Source organism: Bacillus cereus group sp. BfR-BA-01522, from assembly GCF_022662635.1.
Classification (GTDB): Bacteria; Bacillota; Bacilli; order Bacillales; family Bacillaceae_G; genus Bacillus_A; species Bacillus_A cytotoxicus.
The window spans coordinates 161,519-178,321 of the sequence record NZ_JAKUDY010000003.1; the positions used below are offsets into that span (position 1 = coordinate 161,519).

Consider the following 16,803-nt stretch of genomic DNA (forward strand, 5'->3'; position numbering starts at 1 on the left):
CACAACTGCTTGATGTGGAAGCTCATCGCCTTTTATTGTTGAAGAACATTTACAGAAACTATATCAAATTGTTTAGACCGTTTTACATTTTCTATTCATTGTTATCATGTTGCACAGCGTTTTTAACTTGGCATACTTTTTGCCTGTAAATAAAATGAAGATTGAAATGATAGGAGGATATAGATGGAGAAAACAAAGCTGCAATGGGATGATTTTTTTTCGTTGAATAAGGAAGTTCATACATTCTTTTTTACGCCGGAAGACTTTTCAGGTGACGAAGAATTAATCGCAAAAACGACAGAACAATTTGTAAAACAAGAAATTGCACCGCAAATTGAAAACATTGAACAACACAATTATGAAATTTCGCGCAGTTTATTTAAAAAAGCTGGTGAGCTGGGACTACTTAGTATAGAAGTTCCTGAAGAATATGGTGGATTTGAACTAGGGAAAGTAGTTTCGGGACTTGTAGCAGAGAAAATGGGATATGCAGGTGCATTTAGCGTTTCTTTTAATATTCATGCAGGAGTAGGAACACTGCCGTATATATATTATGGGACAGTTGAACAAAAGGAAAAATATTTGTCCAAAATTGCATCAGGTGAATGGATTGGTGCATACGCTTTAACAGAACCAAACGCTGGGTCAGATGCTTTAAGCGCAAAAACAAGTGCCGTTTTAAATGAAGATGGAACCGAATGGACATTAAATGGTGAAAAGCAATGGATTACAAATGCACATATGGCTGATGTATACGTTGTTTTTGCGAAAACAAATGAAGGAATGACAGCATTTATTGTCGAAAGAACATGTGAAGGGGTTTCACTTGGAGTAGAGGAAAAAAAGATGGGTATTAAAGGTTCTTCAACAGCAACGCTCATTTTAGAAGATGTAGTGATTCCAGCAAAAAATGTATTGGGTGAAGTTGGAAAGGGACATCATGTAGCTCTTAATATTTTGAATTTTGCGAGATTGAAACTTGCTTTTGGAAACATCGGAACAGCCAAACAAGCAATCGGCTTATCTGTACAATATGGAAAAGAACGTAAACAGTTCCAAACTGAACTCGTTGACTTCACAATGATTCAAGAAAAAATCGCAAATATGACGATTGCTACATATGGTGCGGAAAGTGCAGCTTACCGAACAGCAGGTATAATTGATAAAGCAGTTGATGAGAATGATGACAACATCATGCGAAAAATGTCTCAATTTGCAATAGAGTGTGCACTCAATAAAGTAAATGCTTCAGAAACGCTTGGCTATATCGTCGATGAAGCTGTACAAATTCACGGTGGTTACGGTTATATGCAAGAATATGAAGTGGAACGCTTATACCGTGATGCTAGAATTAGTCGCATATTTGAAGGGACGAATGAAATTAATCGATTAACAGTTGCGAAAATGTTAATGAAACAGTTAAACGAAATGGATCATGAAGTACAAGGAGAACGGTTTGAAAACTTAGAAAGAAATCATCGCTATATTTTATTGTCCAAACAATTGTTGAAACAATCTTTGAAAACGTTATCTCAAACTCCTGACATAAAACTGGAACAAGAACAAGAATATTCACGTGTAATCGCAGATATGTTGAAAGATGTTTACGTAATGGAATCAGCATTTTTACGTACGAAAAAAGCAGTAAGTAAAAATAGAGAAGAAAAAGAGCGTGTAAAACAGCTCATAACAGATGTACTTTGTGAAGAAGGATACCGCAAAGTAGAATCAGCTGCAACTATACTTCTTTCTGCAGCAATAACAGAAGAAGAAACAAGGAATTCCATTCTAGACGAAATTCGTCAACAGTCTGTGCCTCTATATACGAATTTATTTCTGAAAAAGAGAGAGATTGCAAAAGCAATTATAAATCGAGGGAAATATGTGGTGTAAGGGCACAGTGTAAGAGAGAGTTTATAGTGAAAGTGGATGAAATGGGAGGAAGATTGTTATGAAAAAGATTGGTTTCATCGGTTTAGGGAATATGGGGCTTCCGATGTCTAAAAATTTAGTGAAATCTGACTATATGGTTTATGGTGTCGATTTAAATAAAGATGCCGAGGCTTCCTTTGAAAAAGAAGGCGGAATGATCGGTTTATCCATTGCAAAACTAGCAGAAACGTGCGATTTGGTTTTTACAAGTTTACCATCTTCACGAGCTGTTGAAGCTGTTTATTTTGGAAAAGAAGGCTTAATTGAGAATAGTCATCCAAATATCATACTCATTGATACAAGTACAGTAGCACCGCAACTAAATAAGAAAATAGCAGAATTTGCAAATGAGAACAAAGTAGACTTTTTAGCTGCACCAGTTAGCGGAGGGGTAATTGGCGCGGAGAATCGTACATTAACCTTTATGGTTGGTGGTTCAAAAGAAGTCTATGAAAAAGCGTTGCCTGTAATGAAAGTATTAGGAGCGAATATTTTCCATGTGGGTGAACAAATTGATAGCGGTACAACAGTAAAACTAATTAATAATTTACTAATTGGTTTTTATACGGCAGGGGTTAGTGAAGCTCTGATACTAGCTAAGAAGAATCATGTGGATTTAGATAAAATGTTTGATATTTTAAATGTAAGTTATGGTCAAAGTAGAATTTATGAACGAAATTATAAAAGCTTTATTGCTCCAGAAAATTATGAGCCAGGATTTACTGTCAATCTATTAAAGAAAGATTTAGGATTTGCAGTCGATTTAGCGAAAGAAAGTGAGATTCACTTACCGATAAGTGAAATGCTTCTCGACTTATATGATGAAACCAGTAAAGCTGGTTATGGCGAGAAAGATATGGCTGCTTTATACAAAAAGATCAGTGAACAATTCATTTCAAGCCATAAATAATAAACGAATGATCGTCAATAAAAAATAAAAAGGAGCGAATAAAATGATTACAACAGAAATTAAACGAGTGAAGAATCATATTAACGGTGAATGGGTAGAATCTACAGGTACAGAAGTAGAGGCTGTTCCAAATCCTGCAACAGGAAAAATTATTGCATATGTTCCTCTTTCTCCAAAAGAAGATGTAGAGCGCGCGGTAGAGGCTGCGAAAAATGCGTATGAGACATGGTCAAAAGTACCCGTTCCAAACCGTTCAAGAATGCTATATAAATATCTACAACTTTTGCAAGAAAATAAAGATGAGCTTTCGAAAATTATTACATTAGAAAATGGAAAAACATTGAAAGATGCAAGTGGTGAAGTACAAAGAGGAATTGAAGCAGTAGAACTGGCAACATCAGCTCCAAATTTAATGATGGGACAAGCGCTTCCGAATATTGCAGGTGGTATTGACGGCTCAATTTGGCGCTATCCTCTTGGAGTTGTTGCTGGTATTACTCCATTTAACTTCCCAATGATGATTCCATTATGGATGTTTCCGCTAGCAATTGCTTGTGGGAATACATTCGTATTAAAAACATCTGAGAGAACACCGCTTTTAGCAGAAAGACTTGTAGAATTATTTTATGAAGCTGGTTTTCCGAAGGGTGTATTAAATTTAGTGCAAGGTGGAAAAGAAGTTGTAAATAGTATTCTTGAGAATAAGGAGATTCAAGCTGTTTCCTTTGTCGGATCTGAGCCAGTGGCTCGTTATGTATATGAAACAGGAACAAAATATGGAAAGCGAGTACAAGCGCTTGCAGGTGCAAAAAATCATGCAATTGTTATGCCGGATTGCAACCTTGAAAAGACAGTGCAAGGTGTCATTGGATCAGCGTTTGGAAGTAGTGGAGAGCGGTGCATGGCATGCTCTGTTGTAGCTGTTTTAGATGAAATTGCGGATGAATTTATCGATGCTCTTGTATCCGAAACGCGTAAATTAAAAGTAGGAGACGGCTTCCATGAAGAGAATTATGTAGGGCCATTAATTCGCGAATCTCATAAAGAACGTGTTATCGGTTATATTAATAGCGGTGTAGCAGATGGAGCAAGCTTATTAGTAGATGGCCGTCAAATAAAAGAAGATGTTGAGGGTGGATATTTTGTTGGGGCGACCATTTTTGATGGAGTAAATCAAAATATGAAAATTTGGCAAGATGAAATCTTTGCTCCAGTATTAAGTATTGTTAGAGTAAGAGATTTAGAGGAAGGGATTCAACTAACAAATCAATCTAAATTTGCTAATGGCGCAGTCATTTATACTTCAAGTGGTAAACACGCACAAACATTCCGTGATCATATCGATGCTGGAATGATTGGTGTAAATGTTAACGTTCCAGCACCAATGGCATTCTTTGCCTTTGCAGGAAATAAGGCATCTTTCTATGGCGATCTTGGAACGAATGGAAAAGATGGTGTTCAATTTTATACACGTAAAAAAGTTGTCACAGAGCGCTGGTTTTAATGTGAGAACGGGTAAGTATGTAATATATGGTATGTGAAAAATACAGTATTAACGTTTATTACTATTTCAGTTCTTACAATTATATGTCTTGTTGGGATCGATTATATGATTAGAAAAGCAATTAGTAAACCAATCGCATTATTACAAAGAGACATGGGGCAAGTTGCTACAGGTAATTTAACAATACGTACTTCTTATACGTCAAAGGATGAACAGTTTAAGGAATCTGCCAAAGAAATTAATCATTTGATACAATCGCTCCAACAAGATACGCAACATACAGTTCTCGTTATGAAAAGAGGTACAGAGAAAGCTGTAGAAGGAAAAGAATCTGCTCTTACAGCAGAACGAGCTATGGAGGATATCAATAGAATTACAAGTCAAATTCAAGCAGTGTCTGTTGCAGCAGAGGAAATATCAGCTGCAACAGAAGAAGTAAATGTGTATCCATCTGAAGTTTCTGAAAATTAAACGCAAGTATTTGAAGGAACAGGACAAACGAGACAGTTAATTCAAAAACAAGTAATATCAATCCGAAAATTTCCGCTAATTCTGGTGATATGAAAAAGAAAGTGGAGGATTTAGAAAAAATAGTTGAACAATTTATTATTAAGGATGAAAAATAAGCTATAATATAACAAACTATAACTTTAAAGGTTTACTTGATATGGAAATCCTATTTCCATATCAAGTATTATCAAAAGGGTGAGTTTTATTTGCAACTCACCCTTTTTTTAGTTGCTTTTTTCAAAAGCTAGTTTGATACCAAATCCAATTAGTACAATGCCAGTAAGTCCTTGAACATATTTTTGAGTAGTAGGTTTTTTCATGAAAGTACTGATTTTGTCAATTAAGAAGATATAGAAGCTAAACCAGATTACTGTTAAAACTAGATAAGTAAGCCCCATAATGAAAAGTTGAACAAGTGTATTATAATTCGGATTTAAAAATTGTGGTAAAAAGGTTAAAAAGAAAACAGCGACTTTCGGATTTAAAAGGTTAGTAAGAAAACCTTGACGAAAGCAAGAACTGTTTTTATTTGCATGGTGTATAGAGTGTTCATTTACATCTATATTGTTTTTGTCTTTTAAAGATAAAAGTGCTTTTATACCTAAATAGACGAGGTAAAGGGCACCGCCATATTTAAAAATGGAAAATAAGAAAGCAGATTTTACGATAATTGCAGAAAGTCCAATTACAGCAGCGAGCGTATGAATGAAAAGAGCGATACATGTGCCGAAAACTGTTTTAACGCCTCCTATTTTTCCTGAAGTAAGCGTATTTTTTGTCGCCATTGCGGTGTCAGGTCCAGGTAAAATAATAAGACAAATGGACATAATAATAAACAGAAAATAGTTCTCCATGATCATCTACCTTTCTTTTTTGTATTGTATGAAATTTAGGTTAACAATAGTTTAACATAAAGTGAAACTTTAATCAGTGAAGAGTTTCTTCATCCTCCACTGATTATGAAGCCTCACCAATCGGGCTGTCCTAAAATAGCGAGATAAATGAATAAGAAAAACTGAATTGTCTGAAATAAAGAATAAGAAGCTAGATGCCGGCAGCAAATCTGCCGTTTATCTAGCTTCTTCATCATACATGTAGAAGGTGAAAGAAACGGTTTACATCTTCATCTGAAACATCACTCAATTTTTTATATTTATACTGCGGATTTTGGTCTTTATCGATAACAACGGAACGAACACCTTCAAAGAAATCATCGTGGCGCATGAAATTTTTAGCTAGTATAAGGTCAGTTGCAAAGCATTCTTCTATCGATTTATTTCTTCCTTCACTCAGTTGCTTTAATGTTACTTTTAATGAGAATGGAGACTTTGATAATAATGTTTCTTTTGTTTGTAAAGCAAATGTTCCACCATCTTTTTCTAATGAGTCGATAATTTCTTCAATTGAATGGAAGGAAAAGTGGGTATTGATATTTTCTAATATAGAAGCAAGCGTACTTTCTGCATTAGGTGTACTTGCGAAGGTAAGAATAATTTTCTTTAATGTAGTATGTACATCTTGTATATTCCAATTTATATTTTCGATTTCTGTTAAGAAAGCAGATAAAGATTCGGTTGTCATATAATAATCAGCAGCATTTATATACAATACATCAGCAGCTTTTAAGACGGCAGCTGTTAAAGCAACGTAACGACCAGTGTGTCCCGGTGCTTGATTTAAGAAATAAGCAGCCCCAACATCAGGGAAAAATCCAATATTCATCTCAGGCATTGCCCATTTTGTATGTTCGGTAACAATTCGATATGTTGCTCCATTTGTTAGACCAACGCCACCACCCATGACAATTCCATCTAAACAAGCGATAATTGGTTTAGGATAACGATATATGTAAGTATCTATGTCGTATTCCTCTTCAAAGAATTTTTCGGCATGTTGTAATGCAGCCTCATTTGAACGAGCTTCATATAACGTTTTAATATCACCACCCGCACAAAAACCTTTTGATCCAGCACCTTTTAAGACAATCAATGCAATTTGATTATTTGTTTCCCATTCTTTTAGCTTTTGCCCAATTGATTTTAACATATCATACGATAAGGAGTTAAGTGCTTTGGGACGGTTTAACGTAATGGTTGCGACACCATGATCACCAATGGAAAATAAAACATTTTCAGTCATTTTAAATCCTCCTCTACAAATATTCTCATTTTCTTATTTCTCGATAAAAGCTAAAATATCCTTTATAATTTATTGTACATTGCAAGGAATGTGCCAATTTTGAAAACGCGAAATGAAAGAAAATAAAGTGAAACTTTAATCAATGGGGGTTTTCTTCATCCCACACCGATTATGAGCCCTCACCAAGCGGGTGCTACGGGCAGATCTATCTTCCTTGCTTCTGTCTGAATCTTGAGGTGGGAGTCTTACTGCCCTAAAATAGCGGGATAAAGTGTCTCATTGTTTAAACAAAATGTTAGGTTTTTTATGTCTTGCATATTTTGACGAGTAACATTTGCAGGATTTCAATGTAGGAAGCGGAATATTACAACAGCAATCATGATAGTTTGTAGTGTGAAAAAAAAATATGTTATGATGTTGAATGATTTTTATGTAAGAAAATGTAATATATAAGTCGCATGGTGTCATAAGTGCTGAATTATCAAACTTTTAACAAATCATTAGTTTGTATATAATAAGGGATAGAGAAAGGGGAGATCGGAATGCCAGGACCTTTACTATTATCGGTTATTATTTTGTCTTCTCTCATGATAGGAATTACGCGTTATTTTCATCATACAGATACGACAGAAGAAGTGAAGGAAAAAGTTCGTCTTGTATTTCCGATTTTTATCATTGCTATTTCACTTTGTTTTATATTAAATAAAGACGGATATACTATTGCTTTATTTTCATTTTTTATAGTGAGTGTTTTAATTCCTGTATTGTACTATATAATGAAAGATTATTTACAAAAATAAAAATACTATCTCAAGTATTTTTATTTTTGTAAATGATTATAATTTCACATACCGTATTGAAAGATATAAAAATAAAAGAGGAAATAAGAAGATGTATGCCCTTGTCAATCTAGAATCCCCACTATACTATTAAAGTATAGTGAATAGAGAAAAAGGGGTTGTATCTATATGAAGTTTGAAATGCATACAAAAATTATTTCAAATGAAAAAGAAATAAGATTACATATAGAAGAAAACATATTTCAATTAACGTTAGAGGGCTATCACTTATTTGCTGTGAATGAGATATTACCTTTATATAAATCAGAGCAAGAAAGAATTGGTAGCGCAATGATTCAAAAGTTAGAATGGAAAGACGAGAAAACAATTGTTAGCTATCAACTTGTTTCATTGCAATCAGTAAATTAAAAGAGAGAAGGGAAGGACAAGATGAAGTTTTTTCATACAGCGGATTGGCATTTAGGGAAGCTTGTTCACGGTGTATATATGACGGAAGATCAACGCGTTGTTTTAGAACAGTTTGTTCAAGCTGTAGAAGAAGAAAAACCAGATGCTGTAATTATTGCAGGGGATTTATATGATCGTGCAATTCCTCCAACAGAAGCAGTCGACTTATTAAATGATGTATTACAAAAAATAGTGATTGACTTACAAACACCTGTTATCGCAGTAGCAGGAAATCATGATAGCCCAGATCGCATTCATTTTGGTAGTGGGTTAATGAAAAAACAAGGGCTACATATTGTTGGTCAATTTCAATTTCCATATGAGCCAGTTATTTTACATGATGAGTATGGGGAAGTACATTTTCACTTAGTGCCATATGCTGATCCAAGTATTGTTAGACATATTATGAAAAATGAGGATATTCGTTCTCATGATGATGCGATGTGTATTTTTATAAATGAGCTGTCAGAGAGAATGGATAAAGAGGCAAGACATGTCTTTGTAGGACATGCATTTGTTACATCTTCGGGTGAACCAGAGGAAAATACGAGCGATGCAGAGCGTCCGCTTTCAATTGGTGGTGCCGAGTATGTAAATAGTCACTATTTTGACAAGTTTCATTACACAGCGCTTGGACATTTACATCAAGCGCATTTTGTTCGTAATGAAACCATTCGCTACTCTGGTTCACCGCTTGCATACTCTATTTCAGAAGAACGACATAAAAAAGGGTACTATATTGTGGAGATAGATGGAACAGGTAACGTTGAAATAGAAAAGCGTTTATTGATTCCTCGTCGTCAAATGCGTACAGTAGAAGCGAAAATAGATGATTTATTAAAACATCCAACAAGTGAAGACTATGTTTTTGTAAAGCTATTAGATGAAACACCAGTATTACAACCAATGGAAAAAGTTCGATCTGTATATCCAAATGCAATGCATGTTGAGCGTTCGATACAAAGACGAGAGCTTACAGAAACAGATGAAATCACTGTTTCTAGACATAAAATGGATGATATATCTTTATTAAAAGCTTTTTATAAAGAAATGAAGGGAACGGATTTATCCGAAGTAAAAGAACGTCTCTTCTTAGAAGTGTTACAAACAGTGCAGGAACGGGAAGGTGAACGAGGATGAGACCAATTCAGCTGACGATGACAGCATTTGGCCCATATAAACAGAGGGAAGTCATTGATTTTAGTGACTTAGGAGATCATCGTATTTTTGCAATTTCAGGAAATACTGGTGCAGGAAAGACGACAATTTTTGATGCAATTTGTTATGCGCTATATGGGGAAGCTAGCGGAGAAGAACGAAGTGATACAAGTATGCTACGCAGTCATTTTGCCGATGATAATGTATATACGAGTGTAGAATTGACATTTCAATTAAAAGGAAAACGATATGAGATAAAAAGACAACTTGGACATAAGAAAAAAGGAAATAAAACTGTGACGGGGCATGCAATTGAATTGTATGAAGTAGTCAACGGTGAGAAAAATCCATGTGTCGATCGTTTTCATGTGACAGATGTAAATAAAAAAGTTGAAGAGTTAATAGGTCTTAGTAAACATCAGTTTAGCCAAATTGTTATGCTTCCACAAGGAGAGTTTCGAAAACTATTAACATCTGAAACAGAGAATAAAGAAGAAATTCTGCGTCGTATTTTTAAAACGGATCGTTATAAATTAATGCGTGAATTACTAGATCAAAAGCGGAAACAGTGGAAAGACGTCTTGCAGGGGAAACAAAAAGAAAGAGAAATTTATTTCCGAAATACTTTTCAATTACCCGTTCGAGACGGTTCGCTATTAGAGATCTTAGTACAGCAAGAACATGTCAATACGCATCAAGTAATTGAAGCGCTAGAACAAGAAATGAGTTACTATGAAGCGGAAATTCGACAATTACAAGCGCAGCAAATCGCACAAACAAAGCAATTAAAAGAAATAGAAGAACATTTTCATACAGCAAAATCAACAAATGAAAAATTTCAAGATTTACAGCGAAAAAAAGAGCAACAACAAGCTTTAGAAGCAAGACGCGAACAAATTGAAATCGCAGAAAAACACTTTAAACGAGCAGAACAAGCAAAAAGATTACTACCGTTTGAACAATGGTATGAAGAAGCGCAGCAAAGTGAGCAGAATGCCCAGCGATCATTGAACCAAATAACTGTTCAGAAGGAAAAGACGGCTGAAGCATTTGCGCTTGCACAAAGAAAATATGAAGAATTAAAACAGAAAGAACCTGCGCGTGAGGAATTGAAACAAAATGTACAGAGGCTAGAAGAATTACAGCCCGTTATAACTTCGTTGGTAGAACAAAAATCAACAATGCAAAAAGCTGAGGCGCAGAGCGAGCGAATGAAAACGAATATTCAAAAGTTTGAACAACAGCTAGAAGTTCAGATTTCGCAAAAACAACAACTAACTAAGGAATTAAATCATTTAGAAATTGCGCTTGAACAATATGTAGAAAAAGTAGAAGAATTAACACATATGCGAGAAGATGCAAAAGTATTAAAGCAAGCATATGACGTTTGGGAAGAAAAAGAAAAATATGAGCAAGAAAAAAAGCAAGCGACTCAAAATATGGAGATTGCTGTTACAACATATGAAGAGATGGAGAGCCGCTGGTTAAATGAACAAGCAGGAATATTAGCGCTACATCTTCATGATGGAGAATCTTGTCCGGTATGCGGTAGTACAACACATCCAAATAAAGCAACAGAGCGAGGCGATTCCATTGATGAAAATCAACTGAATGAGCTGCGAGAAAAGAAAAATATTGCTGAAAAATCATATCTTCAATTAGCAGAAAAATGGAATTTCTACCGTCAGCAGTATGAACAAATAATTGAAGAAGTGAAAAAGCGTGGTTATCAACCAGAATCGTTAGTCGATACGTATCATGCGCTAGTACAAAAAGGAAAACAACGAGCGGCTGAAGTAAATAGATTAAAAGAAAGTGAAGAAAAGAGAAAACAACTTGCATTACATGTAAAAGAGTTAGAGGTACAATTAGAGGAAGTGCAGAAGGAAAAACGTGAGATGGAAATGACATATCACAGCATAGAGAAAGAATACATTGAGCTTCGAACATCTTATGAATATAATCAGCAAAAAATCCCTGAAAACTTACAAACATTTGAAGCATGGAAACAAAAACTGGATAGTGCAACGCAAGAGTTACGAACGATGGAAGATGAGTGGAAGAAAGGCCAAGACGCTTATCAACATTGGCAAAATGAATATGTGCGCATGCAAGCTGAATATGATAGTGCTGTGAAACAAGTAAACAATGCGAGAGAGAAGAGAGAAGAGACGTTTGCGCGTTTTGCAAACGAGCTTGAACAAGGTGGTTTTCCGGATCAATCTGCGTATAAAGAAGCAAAACGAACAGATACAGAAATAGCAGAATTACAACAAAAAATTAAAAGATATTATTCATCACTTGAAGTATTGGCGAAGCAAATTGAAGAATTAACAAATGAATTACAGGATAAAGAATGGATGGATATTATATCCATTGAAGAACAAATGAAAAAGTTAGATATTGAGCTTGATATTACAAAAGAAAAACGTCAGCGTGCACAAAGTGCCGTGGAATATATCTCTGACTTATATGAAAATATTAGACGAATTGACGAGCAAATTCGTGAGGAAGAAAAAGCTTTCCAAGAACTTGTTGATTTATATGAAGTAATGAAAGGGGATAATGAAAGCCGTATTTCCTTTGAGCGTTACATTTTAATTGAGTATTTAGAACAAATTGTTCATATTGCGAATGAAAGACTGCGTAAATTATCAAATGGACAGTTCTATTTAAAACGAAGCGAACGAGTGGAAAAGCGCAATCGTCAAAGCGGATTAGGATTAGACGTTTACGATGCATATACAGGTCAAACGCGCGACGTAAAAACGTTGTCTGGTGGAGAGAAATTTAACGCATCACTTTGTCTTGCGCTTGCAATGTCAGATGTAATCCAGGCATATGAAGGCGGAATTTCGATTGAAACGATGTTTATTGACGAAGGCTTTGGATCACTTGATGAAGAATCTCTTACAAAAGCAGTAGATGCACTCATCGACCTGCAAAAATCAGGGCGATTTATTGGTGTGATTTCACACGTACAAGAGCTGAAAAACGCAATGCCAGCTGTACTAGAAGTAACCAAGCAGAAGGATGGGTGTAGTCAGGCGAAGTTTATGGTGAAATAGTTTCGGTTTCATCAGTGGGGATGAAGAAAAGCCTCACTGATGAAAGTTTCACTTTATAGGATGAATAGGGTAGTTTGTATATTGAGAAATAAAAAACAAGGTTAAATTTGAGGAGAATAATAACAGTTGAAAAGTATAGAAAAAGAATCCCTGTAGCGACAGAGATTCAAGGGAAAGAGAAGTATGTTTTTTTGTGTGAATAACTACATCGAATGAAATCTTTTCGATAATAAAAGGATAACATGAACTTTCTGGTATTATAACCGGTAAATATAGCCAAAAACAGCTCTAGTAAGTAGTTATGTGTTATGTTTTTTACTGGAATGATTATCACATGATAGCTGTCTATATAAACGTTTATTAAGTTCAGTTTTTCTGATAATAAGATGAAGAGACTAGCAAATGAAGCAAGTCTCCTTCTTTTTAATAGGGATCAACGTACCCCTTTCATAAAGCTTTGGATTTTTGGTGAAAGTAAAAATAAAACAGCACTTAAAAGAATAGAGACCCCACCGATGACACCAAAGTATATAATTTCTGTTTCTGGGTTATATAGCGGTACAATTTGTGCATTAATTGCTTGCGCAGAAGCATTAGATAAAAACCATAAACTCATTGTTTGCGCAGAGAATGCTGCTGGCGCTAGCTTTGTTGTGGCAGAAAGTCCAACAGGTGATAAACATAATTCCCCGGTTACAACAAGAAGGAAGCTAAGCACTAACCATATTGGACTTACTAGTGATTCTGTACCATGCATGTATGCTGGAATAATCATAATTAGGAAAGAAATGCCTGCAAAAAATAGTCCGACTGAAAATTTCTTAGAAGTAGAAGGTTGACGATCTCCAAGTTTTATCCATAACCATGCAAATACTGGTGCCAATAAAACAACAAATAGTGGATTAAGGGATTGGAACCATGAAGATTGCAGTTCTAATCCAGCGAATTGTAATTGTGTACGCTCATCAGCATATCTTGCAAGAATAATAGAGCCTTGCTCCTGAATGGACCAAAACATAATACCTGCAATAAAAAGAGGTATGTATGCTAGAAGGCGTGAGCGTTCTACCTCAGTTGTTTTCGGACTTCGATACATGACATAAAAATAACAAGTTGGGATAATGATACCTAACAAACTTACAACCATGGTGAAGCGTTGTATTGTTAGGATACCAGTTGTAATTGTAATATATCCAATGATGATAATGACAAGAGCACCAATGCTGAGCCTTCCAAATACTTTTGTGCGTTCTTGAGGTGTTAAAGGGTTAGGGACTTGTGTGCCTGCTAAGCCAAGGTTTTTCTTTTTTGTTGTAACAAATACGATTAGGCCAATAAACATACCGATAGCTGCTGCACCAAAACCGAGATGGAAATTATACTGTTGTCCAATGGTACCAACGACTAAAGGAGAGAGAAGACCGCCTAAATTAATTCCCATATAAAAAATACTAAAACCTGAATCACGTCTTTTATCTTCGTCGCTATATAAGTCTCCTACAACACTTGATACATTTGGCTTTAATAATCCTGTCCCGATAACGATAAGCGCCATCGAGATAAAAAAGGCAGTAATGCTACCAGGAAAAGATAAAACAATATGACCGAACATAATAAAAACACCGCCGTAAAAAACCGTTCGGCTTGTCCCTAATAGACGATCAGCAATCCAGCCACCTATAATGCCTGACATATATACGAGTGAACCGTAGATGGCCATAATGGATGCAGCGGTTGCTTTATCAATTCCAAGTCCACCTTTTGATACTTCATAATACATATAAAAGAGTAGAATTGCTCTCATTCCATAGTAAGAAAAGCGCTCCCAAAATTCTGTGAAAAAGAGGGTGAATAAGCCTTTTGGATGACCGAAAAAGCCTTTCTGTGGGACGCTTTCAACTATGGATTTTTTATCTAACGTTGCCATAAAAAAATAAAACCTCCTAAAAATTTAAGTTATCTAAACATTTTAATTATACAAAAAATACCGAATTTAATAAAGTTTAATATTTTTTGCAAATGAATTAGGTCTATGTTTCCCTGAGAGATGGCGAAATGGTTTCGGGTGAAGGGCGGAAATGGGCAACGCAATCTATCCCAGATACATTTATACGGTATGAGGTGGTAAACAGCTCAATGCAGTAGAGTAACCATCGCATTGGACAATGGAAGCTAGAATTGTTAGACAGAAAACAAGCTATGTTGATAGTGGTGGTTTAGGAGTGTATGTTGACCATGGAAATGGAGTGGTTTCTCGTTATCTTTCTCTTAGTGAAATTTTTGTTGCACCTGGGCAAATGGTCACAAAAAGACAAGCGATTGGTATATTGGGTCGTCATTTTCACGAAATATGACAATCAATCTTGTAGTAAAAGCGTTAGAAAATGCTTATTATACACAGAAACCACCAGAAGGTCTTATTCTACATACTGACTTAGGAACTTAATATACAAGTCAGGAATTTCAAACCTTACTCGCGAGTTATAAAACTCTCTAAGCAATAGAAGATTTAGCTAAAAACTAGCTTAGATTTAACTTTTTTATGTCCAAAATATTGACTCAAATCCACTATGAAGCAGAAAATTTTAAAAAACATTGTTATGATTGAATAGTCCTAACAATGTTTTTGCTAATTTAGTTAAAGCACCACAATTTATATGTTATTAAATGTGATTTTTTATAATTGAAAATAAAAAAACGAAATATGAATGTTTTGTGAAGATGTTGAAAAATCAAACTTTATAACCTTATAATAAGAGTGTGTTAAAGAATACTAGTGTTACATAAAAGGAGGTTAAAAATTTGAATTATTGACTTCTGTGGTTCAAAACAAAAAAAGGAACATCTCAATTCATCAATAAATGAAGTACACTTCCTTTTGAATCGATGACTTTCAATAGACGAAAAAAAGTTTTTTACCCCATTTTGTGTCGTATCGACGAGCCTTCGGGAACTGTAAAATTAACTACACTACACTCTACTTAAATCCATGAAAAACAGACTCAGGGAGAATGGAAAAGTAATTCACTTTTATGAAACTTCTAAGAAACTTCAACTACGTGCCAAAGTAATTCAATCTAATACTAAAATATATACAGTTTGTGCCACACCTTTACTTCCAGTTGCAGACGTACATCATAAGAATCCATAGAACTTTTCGCAAAATATATGTAATTATACTGAAAAAGAGCGTAATAAAATTCATGAGAATCTTAAATTTATACCTCAAGATGTATTAAAACAGTTCCTCACAACATATTCCTCAAATAAGAGTATTGAGTACAATGACAACAGCATATCAAGGTATATCGCACAATATGGAAAGTGCTACGTAACAGAAGAAGTCTTTTTAATCCTGTTCTGGAAGAGTAGCAAGTCCTATGAAATCATGTTGTAAACAATAGACTTTATTAATCGATACATTGGCCGATAAGATATTTAGTTAATTATATTAGTTTAATTTATCTTTTTGAATTGTTCATCAAGATGTTGATGAATGGGAGAAGAGCTGAGGAATCATGAGTGAAATGAATCAAGTAAAAGAAAATGTGTTATCAGCAACGAGTAGTGAAGAACAGCTGTACTTTTTGTGGAGCAAGCTTGCTATCAAAGAATTATACACAGAAACGTGGGCTTTTAAGCTGGAAAAGGTAATTGATTTATTCAGATTTATTGTAAAGAGATTGAGCAGCTACCGAATAGAATCAAGCCGTACCAGCCGATTCAAGAGCTGCGTACAGGGTTTACGCAGACATTTGAGTCGGATTATGCCAGTGTTGAACGTGTCGTCCGGTTTTGTGCAGAGAATAAGATATCGGTTTTTTCTTTTATTTAGGTTGTTTTTATTCATTTATTTGAATATACAGCGATGAAAAGCAGATGAATATCGGTATTCCATATGCTAATCGGCAGTCGGCTGAGGAGCAACAGGCTTTGGGGTATTTTGTTAATACTTTACCTTTCAACTTAGAACAGCAAATCCGGCTAGTTATTATCGCGGGATTCAATGGGAAATATTTCGGTTGTCGGCTTTTCAGGAGATTTCTTTGTCAGAAGTTTTAAGAGGTTATAAAAGAGAGTCAAAACTTTTTCATACAGTTTTTAGCTATCAAGAATCAAAGGGATTTGAAGGAATTGTGGAGGAAAAAAATATCAGTCAGCTTGGGGCAGAATTTGAACTGACAGGAAACATCAAAAAATTCGGCGACAGAGTCTTTTGCGAACTGGAATTTTCTGATGAAACATGGACACCGGAAGAGAGAATTTATTTTGCTGATATCTTTAGTACTGGTTGCTTCAGTCTCTTCAACAAGACTTAGCAGAGCTTATTGCAGC

12 protein-coding genes and 3 pseudogenes are annotated in these 16,803 nt (G+C 35.1%); 12 read left to right on the forward strand and 3 right to left on the reverse strand.

Features of this window, described 5'->3' with window-relative positions; genetic code table 11:
- The first annotated feature begins 183 nt into the window (after nt 1-183).
- The 4 genes from MR059_RS05900 (at nt 184) to MR059_RS05915 (ending at nt 4,817) form a co-directional block, all read left to right on the forward strand.
- Entirely contained in the window at nt 184-1,893 is a 1,710-nt protein-coding gene (locus MR059_RS05900) for an acyl-CoA dehydrogenase family protein (protein WP_012094218.1), read from the forward strand.
- 52 nt (nt 1,894-1,945) lie between these two features.
- Nucleotides 1,946-2,842 carry an NAD(P)-dependent oxidoreductase gene (locus MR059_RS05905; protein ID WP_308806025.1) on the forward strand — a complete coding sequence of 299 codons (897 nt, stop codon included), beginning with the start codon at nt 1,946-1,948 and terminating at the stop codon, nt 2,840-2,842.
- Between the two features lie 43 nt (nt 2,843-2,885).
- Nucleotides 2,886-4,346, forward strand: a complete 1,461-nt coding sequence (locus MR059_RS05910; protein WP_012094220.1) for a CoA-acylating methylmalonate-semialdehyde dehydrogenase — start codon at nt 2,886-2,888, stop codon at nt 4,344-4,346.
- Nucleotides 4,347-4,451: 105 nt separating this feature from the next.
- Nucleotides 4,452-4,817 (forward strand): HAMP domain-containing protein, encoded by a 366-nt coding sequence (locus tag MR059_RS05915; RefSeq protein ID WP_012094221.1) that lies wholly within the window; start codon nt 4,452-4,454, stop codon nt 4,815-4,817.
- Nucleotides 4,818-5,080: 263 nt separating this feature from the next.
- On the opposite strand, the gene MR059_RS05920 is transcribed toward MR059_RS05915, so the two are convergent.
- On the reverse strand, nt 5,081-5,713 hold the full coding sequence (locus tag MR059_RS05920; protein WP_048723097.1) for a LysE family translocator: 633 nt from the start codon (nt 5,711-5,713) through the stop codon (nt 5,081-5,083).
- Between the two features lie 229 nt (nt 5,714-5,942).
- A complete protein-coding gene (locus tag MR059_RS05925; protein ID WP_012094223.1) occupies nt 5,943-6,995 on the reverse strand; it encodes an enoyl-CoA hydratase/isomerase family protein in 1,053 nt (350 codons plus the stop codon).
- A 542-nt stretch (nt 6,996-7,537) separates the two neighbouring features.
- Between MR059_RS05925 and MR059_RS05930 the strand changes: the two genes are divergently transcribed.
- From MR059_RS05930 to MR059_RS05945, 4 genes are all read left to right on the forward strand, one after another.
- Nucleotides 7,538-7,795, forward strand: a complete 258-nt coding sequence (locus MR059_RS05930; protein WP_012094224.1) for a hypothetical protein — start codon at nt 7,538-7,540, stop codon at nt 7,793-7,795.
- A 168-nt stretch (nt 7,796-7,963) separates the two neighbouring features.
- On the forward strand, nt 7,964-8,203 hold the full coding sequence (locus MR059_RS05935; protein ID WP_012094225.1) for a DUF2584 family protein: 240 nt from the start codon (nt 7,964-7,966) through the stop codon (nt 8,201-8,203).
- 21 nt (nt 8,204-8,224) lie between these two features.
- Nucleotides 8,225-9,382, forward strand: a complete 1,158-nt coding sequence (locus MR059_RS05940) for an exonuclease SbcCD subunit D (protein WP_012094226.1) — start codon at nt 8,225-8,227, stop codon at nt 9,380-9,382.
- On the forward strand, nt 9,379-12,468 hold the full coding sequence (locus MR059_RS05945) for an AAA family ATPase (protein WP_012094227.1): 3,090 nt from the start codon (nt 9,379-9,381) through the stop codon (nt 12,466-12,468). Before MR059_RS05940 ends, MR059_RS05945 begins: the two co-directional genes overlap by 4 nt.
- A 433-nt stretch (nt 12,469-12,901) precedes the next feature.
- On the opposite strand, the gene MR059_RS05950 is transcribed toward MR059_RS05945, so the two are convergent.
- The gene (locus MR059_RS05950; protein ID WP_012094228.1) at nt 12,902-14,395 is read right to left on the reverse strand and encodes a peptide MFS transporter; all 1,494 of its coding nucleotides are present in this window, start codon (nt 14,393-14,395) and stop codon (nt 12,902-12,904) included.
- A 232-nt stretch (nt 14,396-14,627) separates the two neighbouring features.
- Between MR059_RS05950 and MR059_RS05955 the strand changes: the two are divergent.
- From MR059_RS05955 to MR059_RS05965, 4 genes and pseudogenes are all read left to right on the forward strand, one after another.
- Nucleotides 14,628-14,801, forward strand: a pseudogene (locus MR059_RS05955) (M23 family metallopeptidase); the annotation flags it as partial.
- Nucleotides 14,795-14,911, forward strand: a pseudogene (locus MR059_RS05960) (IS3-like element ISBce13 family transposase); the annotation flags it as partial. The pseudogenes MR059_RS05955 and MR059_RS05960, both read left to right, overlap by 7 nt.
- A gap of 522 nt (nt 14,912-15,433) precedes the next feature.
- Nucleotides 15,434-15,811, forward strand: a pseudogene (locus tag MR059_RS22205) (group II intron reverse transcriptase/maturase); the annotation flags it as partial.
- A 703-nt stretch (nt 15,812-16,514) separates the two neighbouring features.
- Nucleotides 16,515-16,787 (forward strand): hypothetical protein, encoded by a 273-nt coding sequence (locus MR059_RS05965; protein WP_041809708.1) that lies wholly within the window; start codon nt 16,515-16,517, stop codon nt 16,785-16,787.
- Nucleotides 16,788-16,803 lie beyond the last annotated feature (16 nt).